Raw genomic sequence first — 20,874 nt, forward strand, 5'->3', positions numbered from 1 at the left:
ACTCCTGGGAAAACGGGTATTGGGTGGTGCGCGGAAAACAACGGCTGCGCCTCAGGCAACCGTTTGGCCCGCAGGTTCCATGGGGGGATGGCTGTGCAGCATAAAGTCTGGGGCCGGCGCAGTCAGCCGTTAATGGCCGATACGCCGCAGGTTGTCAGGCGCAGGTTGCAGGCATTCGTGCTCTTCGATACTGGCGTGCCTGCACCATCGATCGTCAATGCGGCCATTGCTCGAGCAGGATCGACACGAACTTTTCCGCCGCCGGCGACAGCGAGGCGCCGCGCCGGTAGACCAGGCCCAGGGTGCGGTTGACCACCGGTTCGCTCAGCGGAATGCTCACCAGGGTCGGATGGTCGGCCGCGGGCATGGCCAGGCTGGGCATGGCCGACACCCCGAGCCCGGCCTCGACCATGCCCAGTGAGGTGGACAGGTGCTGCACCTCGTAGAACCACTGGGGACGCCAGCTCAGGCCGGACAGGGCGTGGTCCAGCAGCATCCGGTTGCCGCTCAGGCGGCCGACGCCGATCAGTCGGTAATCGCTGAGTTCCGACCAGGTGACCGAGGCCTTTTTCGCCAGTTCATGGTCACGCCGGCACGCCAGTACGAAAGGTTCGTTGACCAGGGGCACGAACTCGATGTCCGGGTGCTGCCCGCTCATCATGTTGATGCCGAAATCCGCTTCGCCGCGCAGCACGGCTTCCAGCCCTTCATTGGCGCTGAGGTCGAGCAGGCGGATACGGATTTTCGGATAGCGCTCGTTGTAGAGACGGATCACCGACGGCAGGAAGTAGAAGGCCGCGGTGGGAATGCAGGCCAGGGTCACCTGGCCGATCTGCCGTTCCGCCAGTTCGCGGATATTGAGGATCGAGTCGTCGAAGTCATCCAGCAGGCGCCGGGCCTTGGGCAGGAAGTCCCGGCCGACGCTGGTCAGGCTGACCTTGCGCGTGGTGCGGTCGAGCAGGGCGGTGCCCAGGCCTTCCTCCAGCTTCTTGATCCGGCGGCTCAGGGCCGGCTGGGACAAGTGCAGGGCATCGGCCGCCTCGTGGAAACTTCCGAGTTCGGCGATTTTCACGAAGGATCTTATGTCCTGGAGCTCATATTCCATGTTTTTCGTCTCAAGCGGGGGCGGGAAGGCAGGCGCTGTTCACCTTAAATTTTTCATGTGTGAAACGCAATAATTGCTACGATCTTTGCATTGGAAACATGATTTATTCCCTGACACTCTTGTGCCCAGAACATCAATTAACCCGATTGATTAACAAGAGTCTGTGTCCATGCAACGAATTCCTTGTGTGCTCATGCGCGGCGGTACCTCCAAGGGGCCGGTGTTTCTCGCCTGGGATCTGCCGGTGTCCATCGAACAGCGTGATGAGCTGCTGCTCGACCTGATGGGCTCGGGACATGAACTGGAGATCGACGGCATTGGCGGTGGCAGCCCGCAGACCAGCAAGGTCGCGATCGTCAGCCCGTCGCTGCACCCCGAGGCCGATGTCGATTACCTGTTCGTGCAGGTGATGGTGTCCCAGCGCCGGGTCGATACGGCGCCCAACTGCGGCAACATGCTGTGCGCGGTCGGCCCCTTCGCCGTCGAGCAAGGCCTGGTCAAGGCCACGGGCGAGCAGACCCAGGTGCGGATCCGCAATCTCAATACCGGCACCTTCGTCAATTCCCTGGTGCAGACGCCGGCGGGAAAGGTCAGCTACGAAGGCGATACCGCCATCGATGGCGTGCCCGGCACCGCCGCTCCGGTGCAACTGACGTTCCTCGACGCCGCCGGCAGCAAGACCGGCAAACTCTTCCCCACCGGGAACACCCGGGACCTGATCGATGGCGTACCGGTGACCTGCATCGACATGGCCATGCCGCTGCTGATCGTCGAGGCCGGTCAATTGGGCAAGCGCGGGGATGAAACCCCGGCCGAGCTGGACGCCGACAAGGACTTCCTGCGGCGGCTGGAGTCCCTGCGCTTGCAGGCGGGCCTGGCCATGGGCCTGGGCGACGTCAGCGACAAGGTGATCCCCAAGCCGGTGCTGATCTCGCCGGCGGTGGCCGGCGGCACCTTGCAGGCGCGTTACTTCATGCCGCACAGCTGCCATCGCGCGCTAGCCATCACCGGCGCCATCGGCCTGGCCACCGCCTGTGTCAGCGAGGGCAGCGTCGCCGCCGAACTGCTGGGCGGAGCCACACAACTGAAGCAAGTGCGCCTGGAACATCCCAGTGGCGGGATCGATGTCGTATTGTCCTACACCGGCAACCAGGGAGAGACCATTCGCGCCTCGGTGGTACGTACCGCGCGAAGGCTGTTCTCCGGTTTCGTCTACGCCCCGGCGTCACAACGCCTGGCCGGATAGTCCTGCACCGCAGTGACAGTCGTTCGCATCAGAACAATTCTAAAAATGGGTGATGCCATGAAAGTCGTTAAATCGCTCTACTTCCAGATCATCTGTGCCGTGCTGCTGGGCGTGGTGGTCGGGCACTTCTGGGCCCAGCAGGCCATTGCCCTCAAGCCCCTGGGCGATGCCTTCATCAGGCTGGTCAAGATGATGATCGCGCCGGTGGTGTTCTGCACCATCGTCACCGGGATCGCCGGGATGAACGACAAGCGTTCCCTGGGCCGCCTCCTGAGCAAGACCCTGCTGTTGTTCCTGGCGCTGACGCTGGTCAGCCTGATCATCGGCCTGGTGGCGGTCTACCTGTTCAAGCCCGGCGCGGGCATGAACATCGACCCCACTCACCTGAGTACCCAGGGCTTGTCGCAGTACACCGAGTCGGCGGCGAAGCTGGGGGTGGTGGAGTTCTTCATGCACATCATTCCCGAGACCTTTATCGGCGCCTTCAACAAGGGCGAGGTGTTGCCGGTGCTGTTCATCGCGGTGCTCTGCGGTTTTGCCCTGTCGTCCCTGGGCGAGCGCGGCAAGCCCGTGCTGGATGTACTGGAAGCCGCCTCGCACATGGTGTTCAAGATCTTTTCCTACCTGATGCGCTTTGCCCCGATCGGGGCGTTCGGCGCGCTGGCCTTCACGGTCGGCCAGTACGGCATCACCTCCCTGGGCGCCCTGGCCAAGCTGATCATGACCCTCTACATCGCCTGCGGATTCTTCGTCTTCGTGGTGCTGGGGGGGATTTGTCGCGCCCATGGGTTCAGCCTGTGGAAGCTGTTGCGCTACCTGCGTGAAGAGTTCCTGGTGGTGCTGGGCACCTCATCCACCGAGCCGGTGATGCCGCGCATGCTGGAAAAGCTCCAGGCCCTGGGTTGCAAGAAAGGCGTGGTGGGCCTGGTGCTGCCCACCGGCTATTCGTTCAACCTCGATGGCACGGCCATCTACCTGTCGCTGGCGGCGATTTTCATTGCCCAGGCCTGCAACATCGACTTGAGCCTGGGGCAGGTGATCACGATGCTGGCGATCATGCTGTTGTCGTCCAAGGGCGCGGCGGGGGTGACTGGCAGCGGCTTCGTCGCCCTGGCCTCGACCCTGACGGTGATCCACGACATCCCCTTGGCGGGGCTGGCGCTGTTGATCGGCATCGACCGCTTCATGTCCGAGGCCCGGGCGCTCACCAGCCTGGCCAGCAATGCCGTGGCCACGGTGGTGATCTCGCTGTCGGAAAACGCCTGCGATCGCCAGGTGCTGCTACAGACCCTGGATGGCAAGGCGACGCCCAACGCCCAGGCCAGTGACCCAGCCTGGGAGCCGGCGCAGGCCGGCAAACACCTCTAGCCGCTTGCGGCTCCCTCCACCTTCCGTTTTTGACTCCGGTTGAAACCCTCGCCAGGCCCCGCCTGGCGGGTAGGGGGCCGTGCGCCTGGGCGTCGGCCATGCTTGTCCATAACAACAAGAGAATCCTTCATGCTTGCATTACTCGGCCTGGCCATGGTGGTCGTGTTCACCTTCCTGATCATGACCAAACGCTTGTCCCCGATCGTTGCCCTGACCCTGGTGCCGATTGTCTTCGCGGTGATCGGCGGGTTTGCCGGCAGCACCGGAAAAATGATGCTCGACGGCCTGAAAATGGTCGCCCCCTCCGCGGCGCTGCTGCTGTTCGCGATTCTGTTCTTCGGCCTGATGATCGACGCGGGCCTGTTCGACCCGCTGATCCGCAAGATCCTCAAGCGGGTCAACGGCGACCCGGTGAAGATCGCCGTCGGCACCGCCTTGCTGTCGCTGCTGGTGGCCCTGGACGGCGACGGCACCACCACCTACATGATCACCTGCGCGGCGATGCTGCCGCTGTACAAGCGTATCGGCATGAACCCGATGATCCTCGCCACCATCGCCATGCTGTCCCTGAGCATCATGAGCGGCATGACCCCCTGGGGCGGTCCGGCCACCCGGGCCATCGCCGCCCTGGGGCTGGATGCCGGCGAGTACTTCGTGCCGTTGCTGCCGACCATGATCGGCGGTGCGGCCTGGGTGGTGTTCAGCGCCTTCCTGCTGGGCCGCGCCGAGCGCAAGCGTATCGGCAACACCCAGCTGCAGAGCGGTGGCGGCAACTGCTACATCAAGGCCATTGTCGAAGACACGCCCTGCAAGCGACCGAAGCTGGCCTACGTCAATCTGTTGCTGGTGGTGGCGGTGATGGTGGCGCTGGTGATGGGCCTGATGCATTCGGCGATCCTGTTCCTGATCGGCTTCGTGCTGGCGCTGATGATCAACTACCCGCAACTGGAGATGCAGAAAGAGCGGATCCTCGCCCATTCGGGCAATGCCATGACGGTGGTGCTGCTGGTGTTCGCCGCCGGCATCTTTGCCGGGATCTTCTCCGGTACCAAGATGGTCGATGCCCTGGCGCAGACCCTGGTGGACTGGATTCCGCCGTCGTGGGGGCATCTGTTCCCGCTGGTGGTGGCCATCACCAGCATGCCGCTGACCTTCGTGCTGTCCAACGATGCCTACTACTTCGGCGTGGTGCCGATCCTCGCCAATGCCGCGGCGGCCTATGGCATCGATCCGCTGGAGATCGCCCGGGCCTCGATCCTCGGTCAGCCGGTGCACCTGATGAGCCCGCTGGTGGCCTCGACCCTGCTGCTGGTGGGGATGGTCGACCGCGACATCGGCGACTTCCAGAAAGCCACCGTCAAATGGGCGGTCCTGACCTCCCTGGTAATTACCGCCCTGGCCCTGCTGACCGGCGCGCTGACCCTGTTTTCCTGAGCCTGTTCTCCTGAGTCATCCCCCTGAACCATCGGGTGTTCCCTGGCGCGCCGGGTCCATGGCGCGCGGCACCTGCACCTTGAATAACGGCACCTCGAATAGCTGCACCTTAAAAAAACAACAACTCGAATAACAACAATGAGTAGTCCGATATGAGCCGTTCGATCACCCCTGGGGCGTGGTTTCCTCTGGTCGCCCTGTTGCCGCTGACGACCGTCGGCGCGGCAGGCTTCAGCGACGACAGCACGCTCAAGCTGCAACTGCGCAATGTTTACTTCAATGAGAACTTCCGTGACGAGCATGGCCTGAGCGCCCGGGCGGCACGCACGGCCAAGAGCGAGCGCACGGAGTGGGCCCAGGGCCTGCTGCTGGATTTCCAGTCGGGTTTCACCCCCGGCACCCTCGGCCTGGGTATCGACGGGCTGGCCCTGGTCGGGGTCAAACTCGACTCGGGGCGGGGCCGCAGCGGTACCGGCCTGCTGCCGGTGCATGACGACGGTCGCGCCGCCGACGCGTTCGCCAGTGCCGGTGTCACGGCCAAGGCCAGGCTGGCCGGGACCACGCTCAAGCATGGCACCTTGCTGCCGAGGAACCCGGTGCTGATCTACAACGACGCGCGGCTGCTGCCGCAGACCTACCAGGGCACGCAGCTCACCAGCAGCGACATCGACAACCTGACGTTCACCGCCGGCCGGCTGGATCGCTTCAAGCTGCGCGATTCCAGCGACAGCGTGCCGATCGTGGCGGACGGTTATGCCGGCGACAAGTCCGGGGACTTCACCTATGCCGGGGCCGACTACAAGCTCGGCAAAGACTTGCGCCTGAGCTACTTCTACGGCGAGCTCGAGCACTTCTACCGGCAGCACTTCGCCGGTCTCCAGCACGACCTGAAGCTGGGCGCCGGCGTGCTGACCAGTGACTTGCGTTACTTCCACAGCAGCGACAGCGGTTCGGCCTACGGCGGCAACATCGACAACGATATGCTCAGCGGGCTGCTGTCCTATGCCGTGGCCGGCCATACCTTGAGTGGCGGCTATCAGGTGCTCAGCGGTGATGCCGGCTTGCCTTATATCAGCGGCGCCACGGTGTACTCGTTCAGCAACGTGGGCATTGGCAAGTTCATCGAGGAGGACGAGAAAACCTGGATGCTCGGCTACGGCTACAACTTTGCCGGGCTCGGGGTGCCGGGGCTGGCGTTTTCCACCCGCTACCTGAGCGGCAGCGATGGCCGGTCAAACTCGGCGATCAAGGAATGGGAACGCGATGCCGAACTGGCCTATGTGGTGCAGCAAGGCCGCTTCAAGGGCCTGGGGGTGAAGCTGCGCAACTATGTGTACCGCTCCGACTTCGCCCGGGGGCGCGACAGCAACCGCCTCTATTTCACCTACGAGGTCGCGCTCTGGTAAGGATCGCGACGCCTGCCCGGGCTGGCGTCAGCCGCTGGGCAGGGGTCGCGGGTCGTGGCTCAGAGCGTGGCGGCCTGGGGGGCGCTGGCAGATGCCTGGGAAGGCGCGGGCTCGGCGACTGCCGGGGGCAGCAGCGGCGGCATCGGGCAATCCAGCACATCGGCCACGGCGCGCATCAGCTCGGCTTCGGCCACGGTGACCTGGCCGTCGTAGCAGACGCAGCGGGCCATGGCCTGCAGCAGCGTCGGCCGTTCCTCGGGCATCAACTGGCGCAGGCGCACCAGGGCGGCATCCAGGTGTTCGAGGTCGACCTCCGCCGGTTGCGGCTGGGCGAAGGGCAGGCCGCTCCAGGCATGAGCCAGGGCCAGTTGGGCCTGCTGCGCGGTCTTTTGCCCGGCACTGGCCAGGGCGCCGAGCAGGACCGCCAGTTCTTCGCTGCGCTGGAACAGCCCCCATTTGTACTCGGGCGCCGGCAGGCCTTCGACATTGCGTTGCACGATGCGCAGCAGCGTCCACTCCAGCAGCTCGACCTGATCGTCGGCGTCGATCAGTTGCCGCAGGTTGTCCATGAACAGCTTGCAGGCTTGCTTGTCCAGCTGCTGCAGGGCCGGTATCGACAGGTCCAGCAGCGGCAGGCGCAGGTTCGGGTCGAGGGCCGCCAGTTGTTTTTGCAGGGCTTGCAGGCAACCGAAGACCTCGGTGGGGCTGTTGGCGTCCAGCTGCGCGAGTTGTCGACGGCGCATCGAGTCGTTGGCGGACAGCAGCAGGCCATAGACCAGCGCCTGGGCGCCGGTGGTGCTGTGGGCGCTGCGCTGGAGCGCCGGGTCGAGGCTGACCAGCGTTGCCTGTGCCGCCAGCAGATGTTGCGCGTTCGGGCTGCCGATGCTGGCAATCGACTGCTTGATCGCATTCAGGTCGAAAACCAGGGCGCTGGTCGCTTGCGACTGGCGGCTGAACACCCCGGAGCTGTCCAGGCCGGAGCGGGCGGGTTCGGCCGGCAGTTCGATGGCTTCGATGGTGGGCAAGCGGCCGTCCCAGCCCGGTTCCAGGCGCCGGATCCGCGCCGAGAGGGGCGGATGGGTCGCGGACTGGCCATAGACGGAGAGGGTGGCCCCTTCACTGAAATACAGGTGGCTGTATTCAGCACTGAAGGCGCTGTCGAGTTTCGAGCTGGCGGCGTAACCGCCGATTTTTTTTAGCGCGCCGGCTAGGCCCACCGGGTTGCGGGTGAATTGCACCGCCGAGGCATCGGCGAGGAACTCGCGCTCGCGGCTGATGGCGCCCTTGATCAGGTTGCCGAAAAAAGTCCCGACCGAGCCCAGCAGGATCAGCGCCAGGCCACTCCACATCGCCAGCCCGCCGACCCGGTTTTGCGCCAGCCGGCCAGCCTGGTTGACCCCTTCGGCCATCGCCTCGCCGGTCAGGCCGATGACCAGGATGCCGTGGACAATCGCCACCAGCCGGGTGTTGAGGCGCATGTCGCCGTTGTAGATGTGGCTGAACTCATGGGCGATCACCGCCTGCAGTTCCTCGCGGTTGAGCACCATGATGGCGCCGCGGGTGACCCCGATCACCGCCTCCTGTGGCGTGAAGCCGGCGGCGAACGCATTGATCCCGGCATCGGGCAGCACGTACACCTGTGGCACCGGCGTGCCCGAGGCCAGGGCCATTTCCTCGACCACATTGAGCAGCCGTTGTTCTTCCAGGCCGTCCGGGTGCAGGTTGATCAGCCGGCCACCCAGGCGCTTGGCGACCACCTTGCCGCCGGCCTTGAGTTCGGCGTGCTTGCCCATGCTGCTGCCGATCACCACCAGGAACACCACCGCGGCGATCATCGCGCTCAGGTGCCAGTCGAAGCTCGGCGACTGCTTCATCTCCTTGAGAAATTGCAGCCAGAGCAGGTTCAGCGCCAGGCTGGTGACGGCCACCAGACACAGCACGGCCAGGGTCATCAGCAGCACCAGGGTGCCGGTACGCCGTTTGGCCCGGGCCTGGTGTTCAAAAAAATTCATCGGACCATCCAGGGTGACAGAAGGTTAGAACGCGACCTTGGGGGCTTCCTGGATCAGGGCGCTGTCGGCGAATTGCAGCAGGCTGGCATCGGCGCCATGGCCGAACAGGCCGGCCAGGATCACCGGTGGGAAACTCTGCTTGTAGCTGTTGTAATCCATCACCGTGTCGTTGAAGGCCTGGCGGGCGAAGGACACTTTGTTTTCGGTGCTGGTCAGCTCTTCGCTCAGCTGTTGCATGTTCTGCGACGCCTTGAGGTCCGGGTAGGCCTCCATGCTCAGGTTCAGCCGGCCCATGGCGCTGGACAGTACGCCTTCGGCCTGGCCCAGTTGCGCCATGTGCTGCGGGTTGCCGGGCTCGGCCGCGACGGCCTTGAGACCCGCCAGCGCGGCATTGCGCGCCGCGGTCACGGCTTCGAGGGTGTCGCGCTCGTGCTTGAGGTAGGCCTTGGCGGTTTCCACCAGGTTGGGGATCAGGTCGTAACGGCGCTTGAGCTGGACTTCGATCTGCGCGAAGGCGTTCTTGAAGCGGTTCCGGCGGGCCACCAGGCCGTTGTAGACGGTGATGACGTAGATCACCAGCAGGGCCAGAACGAGCAGAATCACAATAGTTGAAACAGCCATACGGATGTCCTTATCGGCGTGCGGATTTCAGGGGGCGCCATGGTAACCGAATTCATGGCGGGCGCAGCCATGGGGAACCGTCGGCATGCGCTCTTCGGCAGCGCCTCGCACGCGCAGGCGCAATCGGCGCCAGCGCGTTGTGAATGATTGCCGGCCGCTGTGGTCGGACCTTGCATGGCGTGTCGTCGATCCCGGAGTCCGCGGCAGGCGCGCCACCCAACCCTGGGCCCGCCAGCCACGCCGCGGGCGTCACCTTGTGAAGGATCATCCCGACCATGCTCGAACCCACCTGGACGGCACTCAAACACCATAAGCGGGTGCATCAGATTGTCGCCGTGCTGGCGGCCTTCGGTGCCCAGGACGTTTTGCTGCGCCTGGGCCTGGGGCGCCTGCTGGGCGAGTCGCCAGCCGCTGGTGAAGCGCAGCCGCAGGACTCGACGCCGCAACGGGTGCGCCTGGCCCTGGAAAAGCTCGGGCCGACCTTTATCAAGCTCGGGCAGATCCTCGCCAGCCGCAGCGACATCCTGCCGCCGCACTGGATCAGCGAGCTGGAGGCGTTGCACAGCAGTGCCGCGACCTTGCCCTGGAGCGAGCTGGAAGATCAGGTACGCGACGACCTGGGCTGCGAGCTGGACCAGGTGTTCGCCGAGTTCGACAGCGAGCCCCTGGCCGCGGCCTCCATCGCCCAGGTTTATCGCGCGCGCCTGCTCAGTGGCGAGGCGGTGGTGGTCAAGGTCCAGCGCCCCGGCCTGCGGCGCAAGATGAGCGCCGACCTGCAATTGCTGGAAGGCGTGGCGATGCTGGTGGAAGAGAACGCCACCCTGGCCCATTACCAGCCACGGCAGATGGTCCGGCAACTGGCCCGGGCGATGCTCGAAGAACTGGACTTCACCCAGGAAGGCCAGCACTGCGACGCAGTGGCGGCGAATTTCGCCGAGCATCCGCAGATCGCCATTGCGCGTATCCACTGGCTGCACAGCAGCGAGCGCCTGCTGGTCCAGGAATTTTTACCCAGTCACACGCCGCTGGAACGCCAGGCCCTGATCGAGCAGGGCCTGGACCCGAGCCTGCTGGCGCAGCGCGGGGCCCAGGCGTTCATCAAGATGCTGCTGGAGGACGGCCTGTTCCACGGCGATCCGCACCCCGGCAACCTGCGGGCCATGGATGACAATCGGGTCGGCTTCATCGACTTCGGCATGGTCGGGCGCCTCGACGAACGCCGGCGCCTGGAGGTCATGAGCTTCATGCGGGCCATGACCGAGGGCAGTACCGAAGCGCTGGTGGCGGTGCTGATCGACTGGAGCGGCGAGCAGGTGCGCGACCTGTCCGCCATCGAACAGGCCGCCCGGGAGTTCATGGGCCGACACGGCGGCAAGGCACTGAACATGAGTGCGATGATCGAGGACTTCCTCGGCCTGATGCGCGAATACCAACTGCTGTTGCCGGCCGACCTGCTGGTGCTGTTCAAGGCGCTGATCACCGCCGATGGCGTACTCACCCGGCTCGACCCGCAACTGGACCTGATAGCCACCGCGCGCCCGGCCATCAGCAAGATGCTCAAGCAGCAGTTCAGTTGGAAACTCGCCCGCCGCCTGGGCCTCGACGGCCTGGAACTGGGCCGTGGCGTCGCCGTCGAACTGCCGCAACTGACCCGCCTGCTGATCAACCGCCTGAAACACGGCGTGGTCGACCTGCGCCTCGACATGCCGGGCATCGAGCGCCTGGAAAAATCCCTGCGCCTGGCCTCCACCCGCTTATCCCTGGCCCTGCTGATCAGCGCGCTGCTGATCGCCTTCGGCCCGCAGATCGCCGCGGCCGGCCCGGCCTGGCAGGGGTTGTCGGTGGTGGGCTGGCTGGCGGGAGTGGCGACCGTGGGTGGGGTGGTGGCGTTTGTCTGGAGTTTGTTCAAGCGGTCTTGAGGGGGGAGTGGGGGATCAGGGCTTTGCCAGATCCCATTGGCACTCTTTCAACCGATTGACATTGGTGTCGCTGTCTTTCATTTGGGCGTGGCCCTTGTTCACATGTTGCGTATTTTTTCATCCGCTTTAAGGATGAACTCTAGCCCGATACCAACGTCTTTCAGCACCTCGGTAACGCGGTCAATGAAGAGTTCGCCTTGTTCTGGTAGTTCGTACAGACCGTTGATACGAATGATGGGGGCTTTGTCTTTGGATGGTGGATAGCTCTCTAGGATTTCACCGCTTTCGATGAATGCGATGTAAGTGTTGATCTTCTCTTGCAGCAATAATAGGTGTTCACCTTGTTGGGTTTTATCACCCCATTCAAGGTGGTCCGTGATAACCAGAGTCACGTTATCGGGTTCCCACTCTGGCACTGCAATAATATCTACGACTTTCGTGTCTACGATGGACATGTCTGTTCCCTCAGAGGGCCGGGTCAGGTCGGATGATTTCGACTCTGGTGGATGGAATAGTGGTGCCTCCGGGGAAGCCGGGTTTACCTTTGCCTACAACGGTCGCACCGGTTTTCTCAATTTCCGGGAAAGCCTTTTTCTGGTTCTTGGTCAATGGTGCGATTTCAGAAGATTTGCATTCAACACATGAGATTTCGCCATCAGCATTCCTGCCCATCATATCAATACGTGTGCGCACTCCACTGTCGGTTTTCACTGTGACTTCACGGGCACTTTCGGGCTTGGTCTTGCTGTACTCGTCATAAGACATGTCCTCAAAAGCCTTACCCTGTTTCCTGTTCTTCTCTAGCTGGACATTGAACACGATGTACAGGGGCTGGATTCCAGACCCTGGCGGGAAGACCAGAATGAAGTCTTTGTAATCAGGCGGGTAGAGCGGGTTGACGATGATGCTATCCGCCTGTTCGGTGGGCGGATAAATCCATATCTGGGGAGCTTGTGGTGCAGCTTCTAGCGGGGGAATTCCTGACGTGCTGGATGGGTCAATGGCTGGTGTCCAGGTCAGGGTGATCCCGTCTCCGAAATCGGCCACCTGCTGAGAGCCCTGAGCCTCGAACCGGGCAACAGGGATCATTTCCCAGTCGCTGCGCTTCTCAGTGTTGTATCCGTAGCCTTTCAGCGTGCCGTCAGCCTGCTGTTCTATGTGCAACCGGACACGTGTGCGGCCTTCCTTGAGCGCTTTGAGCTGTTCGGGTGTGTACAGGCTGCTGTCGCCCAAGCTCGATGGCCAGAGCAATGCGGCTATGCCCGCCAATCCACCAGCAACAACACCCGTGGTAAAAAACGTGGTACCCGCACTCGCGCCCGTTGCCGCAGTACCCGTGCTGATTCCAGCACCGGCCCCAGTGCCAACCCCTGTAGCAGCACCAGCAGTAGCAGCCACTCCACCTAATAGAAGTGTTCCAAGTGCAGCAGGTAACGCGTGACCACTGATTTGCTGGAGAGGGATTTTCCCCGTTGCATCCGCTTCGCGTCCGCCCAGCAAAACGAGCTGCCCGTATTCGCTGATGGCATTGGTGGGGATGACACGAGTTGCGTAGTTGATAACCCCATCAGGGAGCTTGCAAGGCTTGGTAAAAGTGCACCCAGCTGTCTGGGGTTTGGCTTCTGCCTTCGGTGGCAGGTCCTTGTATTGCGCCCAGCATTGGGCGCCCAGATCGACGGGCTCTACCCCCTTGTTGCGATAGCCCTTCGGGGCGTTCGGTACGTAGCCACTCATCCGTGTTTGCGTCCACATTGTCCATAAAGAAGCCCCCGTCAGAGGGGGAGCAAAGAGCATTTGCAGTTGGCTTAGGGACGCTATTGGATTTGGCTATGGAGGGTCTGTAGGGACAATCTGAAAAATGGTGGCTGGGCCAGGAGGCATCGATAATGTGCTCTGCCTCAGCCCCCTCCAGGAGCATGCCTTACAAGTCGCGAGGGCGAAAATTTGTTATTTTCCGCACCCTCGGTGGCCACTGCCGGCCGCCGTCAATAGAGAGTGAGTGGATGAGCGATTCGTTGCAGGTGATCGATATCGAAGTGGGCGAGGGCAAGGCGGTGGTCAAGGGCGCTTTGATCACCACCCAGTACCGCGGTTTCCTGGAAGACGGCACGCCCTTCGATTCTTCCTGGGAGCGCGGTAAGCCTTTCCAGTGCGTGATCGGCACCGGACGGGTAATTAAAGGCTGGGACCAGGGCCTGATGGGCATGCAGGTCGGCGGTAAGCGCAAGCTCTTGGTGCCGGCGCACCTGGGTTATGGCGAGCGGTCGATGGGCAAGATCCCGCCGAACTCCAATCTGGTGTTCGAGATCGAGCTGCTGGAAGTCCTGACCCGCGACGACTGATTTCGCCCATCGCCCAGGCCGGGGCTCTGCCTGACCTGGGCGCGTTACGCTTTCTGGTCTGAAAACTCACGCTCTTGTAAACGTGTATCGATTCTCTGGCGCGCGGGTGGGGCTAGAAAATATGTCCCTATGTTTCAACGCCAATGTACAGTTTCAAATCAGTTGGGAGTGTTTGCCCTATGATTTCTGATAGTGCTGTTATTTGCTCATTGGTTAGCAGCCATTCGCCTTCCGCCATGGCGTTAAGGCTGGTATGGCCGAGAGTTTCTACAATTTGCTTGTTATAGATGCTGTCTACATCAAGCTCATATTTGAGCGAGTCATCTTCTGTGCTGTTGAGCAAAAAGCCGGTAATACACAAGTACATAAGTACCTCTATCTTTCTACTGTTCGACCGGGTTTGGCAGGCTTGGTCTGCTCACCCGTTTCAGGGGCGAATTCGCCAAGATGCTTCCCTTGTTTATCGTATATTTCGACCGCGCCATGCTGGCTGTCCCACTCATAAATACGGCCTTTACGATCCTTCCAGCGTTTACGCATTGCCCCCCGCCCTGAACCCTGGTTTTAGAATCCGCTCTTACCGCGTCAGGAAAAGCTGTCAGGTTTTTAGGTGGTGGATAATAGCTATGGTCTCCCGGAACGCTCAGCGAAATATAAATCGGCTGAACATCGGTGCTGGGAAACCAGATAATCGCGTCTTGGTAGTCGGGCGGATGCACTGGGTTGAGCAGTATCTTATCGGCCTGCTCAGTGGGAGGGTAAACCCACACAGGTGGTAGTTGCGGGGCACCTTCCAGAGCAGGAATACCTAGGGCACTGTCAGGGCTCGCCGCTGGCGTCCAAGTGAGTCCAATCCCGTTACCGATGTCTGCGACGTAGTTTTCGCCGTCCTTCTTGGCTTCGATGACTGGAACATTTTCCCAGTCCGTTTTACCGCCTGTGTAGAACCCATAAGCGCTAACGGAGCCGTCCGGCAAGGTCTTTACATTGACTCGCACACGAGTGCGGCTAGCATCAAGCGTGGCGTATTGCTCCTTCTTATAGAAAGCACTGTCAGGTGAAATGTTGGTGTTTGGTATCAACAGGGCAATTGTGCCCCCAACAGCGCCAGCCGCGACGGTTCCGGCACTTTCTAGCAGTGTGAGTAAAATTGATCCGCCAAGACGTTTGGCAATGGCGCTGCCAGCGGCAGACCCGCCCACCAATTGAAGAGAGGCGCCTTGCGCTGTGATTGCAGTCCCGATAGCTAATACAGCCCATAGCCCGTAATCAGCCAGCTTCTCAACAGGCACAAATCCGGCCGGGTTCTTGTGATCGATCACACCGTCAGGCAGGTTGCAACTTTTGGCAAAGACACAACCCATGGTGGCAGGCTTGTCTTGTGTCTTCGGTGACAGGTCCGGGTATTGCGCCCAGCGTTGGGCGCCAAGATCGACGGGTTCCACACCCTTGTTGCGATAGCCCTTCGGGGCGTTCGGTACGTAGCCACTCATCCGTGTTCGCGTCCACATTGTCCATAAAGAAAGCCCCCGTCAGAGGGGAGCGAAGAGCATTTGCAGTTGGCTTAGGGACGCTAGTGGATTCGGTTATGGAGGTCTGTAGGGACAATCTGAAAAATGGTAGCTGGGACCAGGGCCTGATGGGCATGCAGGTCGGCGGCAAGCGCAAGCTGCTGGTGCCGGCGCACCTGGGTTATGGCGAGCGGTCGATGGGCAAGATCCCGCCGAACGCCAATCTGGTGTTCGAGATCGAGCTGCTGGAAGTCCTGACCCGCGACGATTGATCCCGCGTACTGGCCAGGTCGAGGCGCTGTCTGATCTGGCTGCCTTCACGGTCCTCTTCGGTAAATCCCTCCTTGAAATCGTGTCTCCGTGCTTCGCCTGGCGGGGCTGGGCCGTGGGTGATCGACATGCAGTGGCGGACGACCGGTGTCATCAAGCCCTTGCGTAGGCCCGTGGCATCGGCCAGGATAGGTGCCATATAGGTATAGGGGGTATGGGTATGTCGCACACGCACGCACAGAAAGACGATCTGCTCAAACGGGTCCGGCGCATCCAGGGCCAGATGCAGGCCGTAGAGCGGGCCCTGGAGTCCGGCGCGGAGTGCGCCAAGACCCTGCACCTGGTGGCGGCCACCCGTGGCGCGATCAACGGCCTGATGGGGGAAATCATCGAGGCCCATGCCCTGGAGCATGTGGCCCATCCTGAACTCAGCGATGCCGAACGGGCCAAGGGCGTGAACGAACTGCTCGAAGCCATTCGCCGTTATTCCTGACTGGAGGCCACACCATGCGCCCGACCTTGCCAGCGGCAGGCTTGACCCACGACCACCACTTCCTCGGTGCCGCCCACGATGAAAACGCCCGTCGCACCCTGTGGGTGGTGGCGCTGACCTTCGTCATGATGATTGGCGAAATCGCCGCCGGTTATCTCACCGGTTCCATGGCCTTGCTCGCCGATGGTTTCCATATGGCGACCCACGCCGGGGCCCTGGGCATCGCGGCGGCGGCCTACGGTTTCGCCCGGCGCAATGCCGACAATGCGCGTTTCAGCTTCGGCACCGGCAAGGTCGGCGACCTGGCGGGGTTCGCCTCGGCGCTGATCCTCGGCCTGGTGGCCATCGGCATTGCCGGCGAGTCGTTGCTGCGGCTGTTGCAGCCGACCCAGGTGGCCTTCACCGAGGCGACCGTGATCGCCGTGGCCGGGCTGCTGGTGAACATCGTCAGTGCCTTGCTGCTTTCCGGCGGCCACGCCCATCACGACCACGGCCACGTTCATCAGCAGGCTCATGAGCATCCGCACGAGCACTCACACGGGCATGGCCATCACCACGACAACAACCTGCGCTCGGCCTATGTCCATGTACTGGCCGATGCTCTGACCTCGGTCCTGGCCATCGCCGCGTTGCTGGCGGGGCGTTACCTGGGATGGGTTTGGCTCGACCCGGTGATGGGCATCGTTGGCGCGGTGGTGATCGCCCGTTGGGCGTATAGCCTGATGAAGTCCAGCGCGGCGGTGCTGCTCGACACCACGGATGAACAGCTGGCCGGCGAGATTCGCCAGTCGGTGGAAGCCGCCGGCGATGCGCGCATCACCGACCTGCATGTGTGGCAGGTCGGCCCGCAGGCGCGGGCGGCGATCGTCAGCGTGGTGGCGGCCGCCGGTGTCAGCGCCGAGACCATCCGCCAACGCCTGGCGCCGGTCCACGAACTGTCGCACCTCACCCTCGAATATCGCAGCCTGTAACGCTAGGCCCCTGTCTGCACCATAGGCGGGCAGGGGTAATGCCGGCGCAGAAAATCCAGCAGCCGCAGATTGACCTCCTCGGCCTTTTCACTCTGGATCCAGTGCCCGCAATCCGCCAGTCGATGCTGTTCCAGGCGCGGCACCTTGCCGGGCATGCGCTCCATCGTGCGGGCTTCCAGCTGGCCCACCGGGTCGCGGTCGCCGATCATGAACAGAGTGGGTTGGCTCACCTGGCATTCGCCCAGGTGTTCGGTCCGTTGCCAGTTGCGCTCGAAGTTGCGGTACCAGTTCAAGGCGCCGCGAAAACCTCGCCCTGTAAAGGTGCGCCGGTACACTGCAAAATCCTCCGGCGTGCACCAGGCGGGCGGTGCGTGGCGCGCAGGCATGCCCTCGAACAGCAGGGCCGACGGGCTTTTTTCATCCAGCAGGTGTTCGCAGTCGTGCATGAAATGCAGCAGGCTGCGGTCGATGTCGGCGTCCAGTTCCCGCTCGGCGACGCCGGGTTCCTGGAAGTACAGGATGTAGTTGAAACGCTCGGCGAACAGCTCGCGCATGATCTCCACGGCCGGGCGTTTCGGGCGGCCGGCGAACGGCACCGACAGGGTCACCAGGGCCTTGACCCGCTGCGGTTCCAGCAGCGCCAGGTGCCAGGCCACCACGGCGCCCCAGTCGTGACCGACGATACAGGCCTGCTCCTGGCCCAGGGCATCCATCGCCTGCTGGATATCGGCGCACAGGGTCAACACGTCATAGGCCGCCACCTCATCGGGGGCGCTGCTGTCGCCGTAGCCGCGCATCTGCGGGAGCAGCACCCGGTAGCCGGCGGCCGTCAGCGGCGCGACCTGCCGGCGCCACGAATACCAGCACTCGGGAAACCCATGCAGCAGCCACACCGGCGGTCCGTCCAGCGGGCCAGCGGCATGCAGGTGCAATTCGATGCCATTGAGCTTCAGGGCATGTTGGGTGATCTGGCTCATGAGCTTGTCCTCCCGGGTCCAAGCATGACCCTAGCAGAAGCCCGCTGACCCTCTGAGCACCATTCATTGTTCGAATAGGCGCCCAGCAGTGTTACCCGGCATGGGCCCGGCGGCTGTCTGCCGGCGCCTGGTCGCGCCGGGTCAGCCCGTAGTCGCGCGCCACCTCGGCGACCCGCAGCCGGTAGTCGGCGAACACCTGGGTCCGCCCCAGGGCCTGGGCCGTGCGATGGCGTTCCAGGGTGCGCCAGGCTTCCACCGCTTGCTCGTCGCGCCAGAACGACAGGGACAGCAGCTTGTCCGGCTCGCTCAGGCTCTGGAAACGTTCGATGGAAATGAAGCCGTCGATCTCCAGCAGCAGCGGTTTCAGCGCGGCGGCGATGTCCAGGTAACGCTGGCGATGTTCCGGGCGGGGCAGGGCTTCGAATATCACGGCGATCATCAGTGCGACTCCGGCAGGCTAGTGAACAAGGGGATGCGCCCGTTGAGCGAGGGTTTGTAGGTCCAGGCGATGGGCTGGTCGAGGGCCGATTGCCGCAGCAGTGCACCGACCACCGCGCCGGCTATGGCCAGGGCCAACTCTTGGCCGGGGCATTGGTGGCGACCGCTGCCAAAGCTGAAACTGCGCCGCGCCTCGCGTTCGAGCAGCAGGCGATCCGGCTGCGGGTTCAACTGCGGGTCGCGATTGGCCGAGGCCAGCAGCACCAGCACCACTGCGCCGGGCTCCAGCGTCACCCCGGCGATGCGGCAAGGGGCGGCGACGAAGCGCCGGGTGTTCTGCACCGGCGGATCGTGGCGCTGCACTTCGGCCAGCAGGTCGGCGACCCGCTCAGGGGCCGCTCGCAGGTCCGCGAGCAACCGGCGATCGCCCAGCAGGGCGCAGAGGGTATTGCCGATCAGCCCGGCGCTGGCCTCGAAGGTCTGGGACAACAGGCCGATCAGGTTGGCGATCAGGCTGTCGCGATCTTGAGCGCCGAAGCCTGTGACGATCCGTTGCAACAGCGGGCTGAGGGGCGGCTGATCGAGCAGAACCTCAAAGCGTCGAGTCAGCTGTCCGGCTGCCCGGTGGGCGGCATCCCGTTGTGCCCGGTCGCTGGCTGGCGACAGGCAGGCGACAAAGTCCCGGGTCAGCTCGGCAATTGCTGGCAACTGATGCGCGGCAAAGCCCAGCAGCCCGGCGACCACCGCCACCGGCAGGTGGAACTGGCAGTCATGCAGCCTGGCCGCGGTATCGCTTGGCAGGCCCAGCAGCAGGGCGGCGACCCGCTGGCTGGCTTCCTCGGCATGCACCTGTTGCAGGCCCGGCTCGATGGCGGCCCGGGGGCAACGCTGGCGCTCACCGTCGTTCATCCGCATCAGGCGGCCGAATACTTGACCGGCGGCGCCGTCGACTATCGCCCGCGGTACTGGCTCGTGCGCAGGACGTACCCGACACTCGGGATGGGCCAGCACCGCGGCCACCGCTGCGGCGCTGCTGGCCAGCCACATCCCCAGTCCGGGGTCGAAGGCCAGCCCGCCCCGGGCCCGCAGGCTGGCGTAGTAAGGGTAGGGATCGGCGTGGGTAACGGCGGTGATCGGGTCCATGGCGTGCGGCCTTATTCGCGGGGGAGAAGTGTTGCTACTATCGGCAACCTGCGAGGGGCACGATTCGTTCGGGAGCGAAATATGAATGCACAGCAGCACGACAACGCCGTATCCCAGGTCGCCGCGGCCATTGCCGAGCCGGCGCGGACGAAAATGCTCTGCGCGCTGATGGACGGCCACGCGCGCACCAGCACCGAACTGGCAGCGATCGCCGATGTCAGCGCCTCCACCGCCAGCGCGCACCTGGGCAAGCTCAAGGAACTGGCCCTGGTGCGCCTGCATGTGCAGGGCCGCCATCGTTACTACAGCCTGGCCGACAAGCGCGTGGCACAGGCCCTGGAAGCGCTGATGGTGATCGGCCGCAACGCCACGCCCGCGTTCAGTCCGCGCACCCCGGACCGCCTGCAGTTCGCCCGCACCTGCTACGACCATATGGCCGGCACCCTGGCGGTGCAGCTGCATGACCGCCTGCTCGAGGCCGGCTGGTTGCAGGAGCCGCAGGAGGGCGCCCAGGAGTACGTCCTGAGCCCGGCCGGCGAAGGGTTTTTTGTTGGGCTGGGCATCGATGTGCAAGCTCTGGCCAGCCTGCGCCGGCGCTTTGCCTGCCCGTGCCTGGACTGGAGCATGCGCCGCCCGCACCTGAGCGGGGCGCTGGGGGCTGCGTTGTTGCAGGAGGCGATCCGGCGCAAATGGCTGACCCAGGACCTGGACAGCCGGGCGCTGGGCTTGACCGCCCTGGGGCGCAAGGAGCTTGCCAGTCGGTTCGACGTCCAGCTCGAAGAACCGGACAGCCCGGCCCGGCGTGTCGGGAACACTGGCAAACCGGGGCGGCCGGCCGTTACCCAGGCTTCATAGCGGTTATCAACCCCAGGGCTGGCGTTACCGTCAGCCTCCGAATGCAGTCCTGGCTTGGAGTCTTCCGCATGCTCATCGTCTTCAGTGGCCTGCCCGGCAGCGGCAAGACCACCATCGCCCGGGCCCTGGCCAGCCATCTGCGGGCCACCTATCTGCGCATCGACAACATCGAGCAGGCACTGCGCAACGGCGGGCTGGTGGAAGTCGGCAAGGCCGGGTACGACATCGCCAATGCCCTGGCCCGCAGCAACCTGGCCCTGGGCAACCGGGTGGTGGCCGATTGCGTCAATCCGGTCGCCGAGAGCCGCCAGGCCTGGCAGGGCATAGCCGAAGCCGAGCAGAGCCCGCTGCTCAACATCGAGGTGGTCTGCACCGATGTCGCCGAGCACCGGCGCCGGGTGGAAAACCGTGAGGCGGATGTGCCCGGGTTGCGCCCACCCAGCTGGCAGTCGGTGCTCGATCACGATTACCAGGCCTGGAGCGGCGAGCGCTTGACGCTGGACAGTTCGCTGTTGTCGCCGGCGGAGGCGGTGCGGATCATCGTCGGGCATCTGGAAGCGCTTTAACGTCGGTGTGCCTGGTCTGTCGCGGCGCCTGCATCGCGAGCACGCTTCGCTCCTACGGGGTTTTGCGGGGTTTATGGAATAGCGCGGTATGCCCGGTTTTTGTAGGAGCGAGCTTGCTCCTACAAGGGTAGGCAGTAGCAATAATCGATAAACACTGGAATGAAGACTTTGGCGGATAACGTCGGCGAACGTTATTC

Annotated in this window: 21 protein-coding genes and 1 pseudogene; 11 read left to right on the forward strand and 11 right to left on the reverse strand. The window is 63.4% G+C overall.

Annotation, left to right across the window (positions count from 1 at the left end; translation table 11 throughout):
• Positions 1 to 214: 214 nt before the first annotated feature.
• Positions 215 to 1,105 (reverse strand): LysR family transcriptional regulator, encoded by an 891-nt coding sequence (locus tag C4K27_RS12320; protein ID WP_009043295.1) that lies wholly within the window; start codon positions 1,103 to 1,105, stop codon positions 215 to 217.
• A 169-nt stretch (positions 1,106 to 1,274) separates the two neighbouring features.
• Here C4K27_RS12320 and C4K27_RS12325 point away from each other — a divergent pair, with 169 nt between their 5' ends.
• The 4 genes from C4K27_RS12325 (at position 1,275) to C4K27_RS12340 (ending at position 6,559) form a co-directional block, all read left to right on the forward strand.
• Positions 1,275 to 2,351 carry a 4-oxalomesaconate tautomerase gene (locus C4K27_RS12325; RefSeq protein ID WP_053260656.1) on the forward strand — a complete coding sequence of 359 codons (1,077 nt, stop codon included), beginning with the start codon at positions 1,275 to 1,277 and terminating at the stop codon, positions 2,349 to 2,351.
• Between the two features lie 45 nt (positions 2,352 to 2,396).
• Positions 2,397 to 3,719, forward strand: a complete 1,323-nt coding sequence (gene dctA, locus C4K27_RS12330) for a C4-dicarboxylate transporter DctA (RefSeq protein WP_053260657.1) — start codon at positions 2,397 to 2,399, stop codon at positions 3,717 to 3,719.
• A gap of 129 nt (positions 3,720 to 3,848) precedes the next feature.
• Entirely contained in the window at positions 3,849 to 5,153 is a 1,305-nt protein-coding gene (locus C4K27_RS12335; protein WP_053260658.1) for a CitMHS family transporter, read from the forward strand.
• Positions 5,154 to 5,305: 152 nt separating this feature from the next.
• Positions 5,306 to 6,559 carry an OprD family porin gene (locus C4K27_RS12340; RefSeq protein WP_053260659.1) on the forward strand — a complete coding sequence of 418 codons (1,254 nt, stop codon included), beginning with the start codon at positions 5,306 to 5,308 and terminating at the stop codon, positions 6,557 to 6,559.
• Between the two features lie 59 nt (positions 6,560 to 6,618).
• On the opposite strand, the gene C4K27_RS12345 is transcribed toward C4K27_RS12340, so the two are convergent.
• Both C4K27_RS12345 and C4K27_RS12350 read right to left on the reverse strand, forming a co-directional pair.
• Positions 6,619 to 8,571 (reverse strand): M48 family metallopeptidase, encoded by a 1,953-nt coding sequence (locus C4K27_RS12345; protein ID WP_053260660.1) that lies wholly within the window; start codon positions 8,569 to 8,571, stop codon positions 6,619 to 6,621.
• A gap of 24 nt (positions 8,572 to 8,595) precedes the next feature.
• Positions 8,596 to 9,192: a LemA family protein gene (locus C4K27_RS12350; protein WP_007925037.1), complete on the reverse strand. Its 597-nt coding sequence runs from the start codon at positions 9,190 to 9,192 to the stop codon at positions 8,596 to 8,598.
• Positions 9,193 to 9,467: 275 nt separating this feature from the next.
• Between C4K27_RS12350 and C4K27_RS12355 the strand changes: the two genes are divergently transcribed.
• Complete coding sequence (locus C4K27_RS12355; protein ID WP_053260661.1) at positions 9,468 to 11,111, forward strand: ABC1 kinase family protein; 1,644 nt, start codon at positions 9,468 to 9,470, stop codon at positions 11,109 to 11,111.
• Between the two features lie 98 nt (positions 11,112 to 11,209).
• On the opposite strand, the gene C4K27_RS12360 is transcribed toward C4K27_RS12355, so the two are convergent.
• Positions 11,210 to 11,566, reverse strand: a complete 357-nt coding sequence (locus tag C4K27_RS12360) for a DUF6572 domain-containing protein (protein WP_053260662.1) — start codon at positions 11,564 to 11,566, stop codon at positions 11,210 to 11,212.
• Between the two features lie 10 nt (positions 11,567 to 11,576).
• Positions 11,577 to 12,845 carry an S-type pyocin domain-containing protein gene (locus tag C4K27_RS12365; RefSeq protein WP_053260663.1) on the reverse strand — a complete coding sequence of 423 codons (1,269 nt, stop codon included), beginning with the start codon at positions 12,843 to 12,845 and terminating at the stop codon, positions 11,577 to 11,579.
• Positions 12,846 to 13,114: 269 nt separating this feature from the next.
• Between C4K27_RS12365 and C4K27_RS12370 the strand changes: the two genes are divergently transcribed.
• Entirely contained in the window at positions 13,115 to 13,453 is a 339-nt protein-coding gene (locus C4K27_RS12370) for an FKBP-type peptidyl-prolyl cis-trans isomerase (RefSeq protein ID WP_037034481.1), read from the forward strand.
• Between the two features lie 127 nt (positions 13,454 to 13,580).
• Here C4K27_RS12370 and C4K27_RS12375 read toward each other — a convergent pair whose 3' ends face one another.
• The 3 genes and pseudogenes from C4K27_RS12375 to C4K27_RS12380 all read right to left on the reverse strand — a co-directional run.
• Positions 13,581 to 13,820, reverse strand: a complete 240-nt coding sequence (locus C4K27_RS12375; RefSeq protein ID WP_053260664.1) for a pyocin S6 family toxin immunity protein — start codon at positions 13,818 to 13,820, stop codon at positions 13,581 to 13,583.
• A gap of 8 nt (positions 13,821 to 13,828) precedes the next feature.
• Positions 13,829 to 13,993: a colicin E3/pyocin S6 family cytotoxin gene (locus C4K27_RS31435; protein ID WP_238437597.1), complete on the reverse strand. Its 165-nt coding sequence runs from the start codon at positions 13,991 to 13,993 to the stop codon at positions 13,829 to 13,831.
• A gap of 101 nt (positions 13,994 to 14,094) precedes the next feature.
• A pseudogene (locus tag C4K27_RS12380) lies at positions 14,095 to 14,946 on the reverse strand (S-type pyocin domain-containing protein); the annotation flags it as partial.
• A gap of 2 nt (positions 14,947 to 14,948) precedes the next feature.
• Here C4K27_RS12380 and C4K27_RS12385 point away from each other — a divergent pair.
• The 3 genes from C4K27_RS12385 to dmeF all read left to right on the forward strand — a co-directional run bounded on the left by C4K27_RS12385 (position 14,949) and on the right by dmeF (position 16,698).
• Positions 14,949 to 15,236, forward strand: coding sequence for an FKBP-type peptidyl-prolyl cis-trans isomerase (locus C4K27_RS12385; RefSeq protein WP_081002259.1), 288 nt, complete (start codon positions 14,949 to 14,951; stop codon positions 15,234 to 15,236).
• Between the two features lie 218 nt (positions 15,237 to 15,454).
• Positions 15,455 to 15,727, forward strand: a complete 273-nt coding sequence (locus tag C4K27_RS12390) for a metal/formaldehyde-sensitive transcriptional repressor (protein WP_053260665.1) — start codon at positions 15,455 to 15,457, stop codon at positions 15,725 to 15,727.
• A gap of 14 nt (positions 15,728 to 15,741) precedes the next feature.
• Complete coding sequence (gene dmeF, locus C4K27_RS12395) at positions 15,742 to 16,698, forward strand: CDF family Co(II)/Ni(II) efflux transporter DmeF (protein ID WP_053260666.1); 957 nt, start codon at positions 15,742 to 15,744, stop codon at positions 16,696 to 16,698.
• A gap of 2 nt (positions 16,699 to 16,700) precedes the next feature.
• Here dmeF and C4K27_RS12400 read toward each other — a convergent pair whose 3' ends face one another.
• From C4K27_RS12400 to C4K27_RS12410, 3 genes are all read right to left on the reverse strand, one after another.
• Positions 16,701 to 17,675: an alpha/beta fold hydrolase gene (locus C4K27_RS12400; RefSeq protein ID WP_053260667.1), complete on the reverse strand. Its 975-nt coding sequence runs from the start codon at positions 17,673 to 17,675 to the stop codon at positions 16,701 to 16,703.
• Positions 17,676 to 17,766: 91 nt separating this feature from the next.
• Positions 17,767 to 18,114, reverse strand: coding sequence for an antibiotic biosynthesis monooxygenase family protein (locus C4K27_RS12405; RefSeq protein ID WP_053260668.1), 348 nt, complete (start codon positions 18,112 to 18,114; stop codon positions 17,767 to 17,769).
• On the reverse strand, positions 18,114 to 19,256 hold the full coding sequence (locus C4K27_RS12410; protein WP_053260669.1) for a cytochrome P450: 1,143 nt from the start codon (positions 19,254 to 19,256) through the stop codon (positions 18,114 to 18,116). Before C4K27_RS12410 ends, C4K27_RS12405 begins: the two co-directional genes overlap by 1 nt.
• An 81-nt stretch (positions 19,257 to 19,337) precedes the next feature.
• On the opposite strand from C4K27_RS12410, the gene C4K27_RS12415 reads away from it, so the two are divergent.
• Entirely contained in the window at positions 19,338 to 20,111 is a 774-nt protein-coding gene (locus C4K27_RS12415) for an ArsR/SmtB family transcription factor (protein ID WP_053260670.1), read from the forward strand.
• Between the two features lie 68 nt (positions 20,112 to 20,179).
• Positions 20,180 to 20,677 carry a P-loop nucleotide/nucleoside kinase family protein gene (locus C4K27_RS12420; protein ID WP_053260671.1) on the forward strand — a complete coding sequence of 166 codons (498 nt, stop codon included), beginning with the start codon at positions 20,180 to 20,182 and terminating at the stop codon, positions 20,675 to 20,677.
• Positions 20,678 to 20,874 lie beyond the last annotated feature (197 nt).

Origin of the sequence: Pseudomonas chlororaphis subsp. chlororaphis (assembly GCF_003945765.1) — a bacterium.
Lineage (GTDB): Bacteria > Pseudomonadota > Gammaproteobacteria > Pseudomonadales > Pseudomonadaceae > Aquipseudomonas > Aquipseudomonas chlororaphis.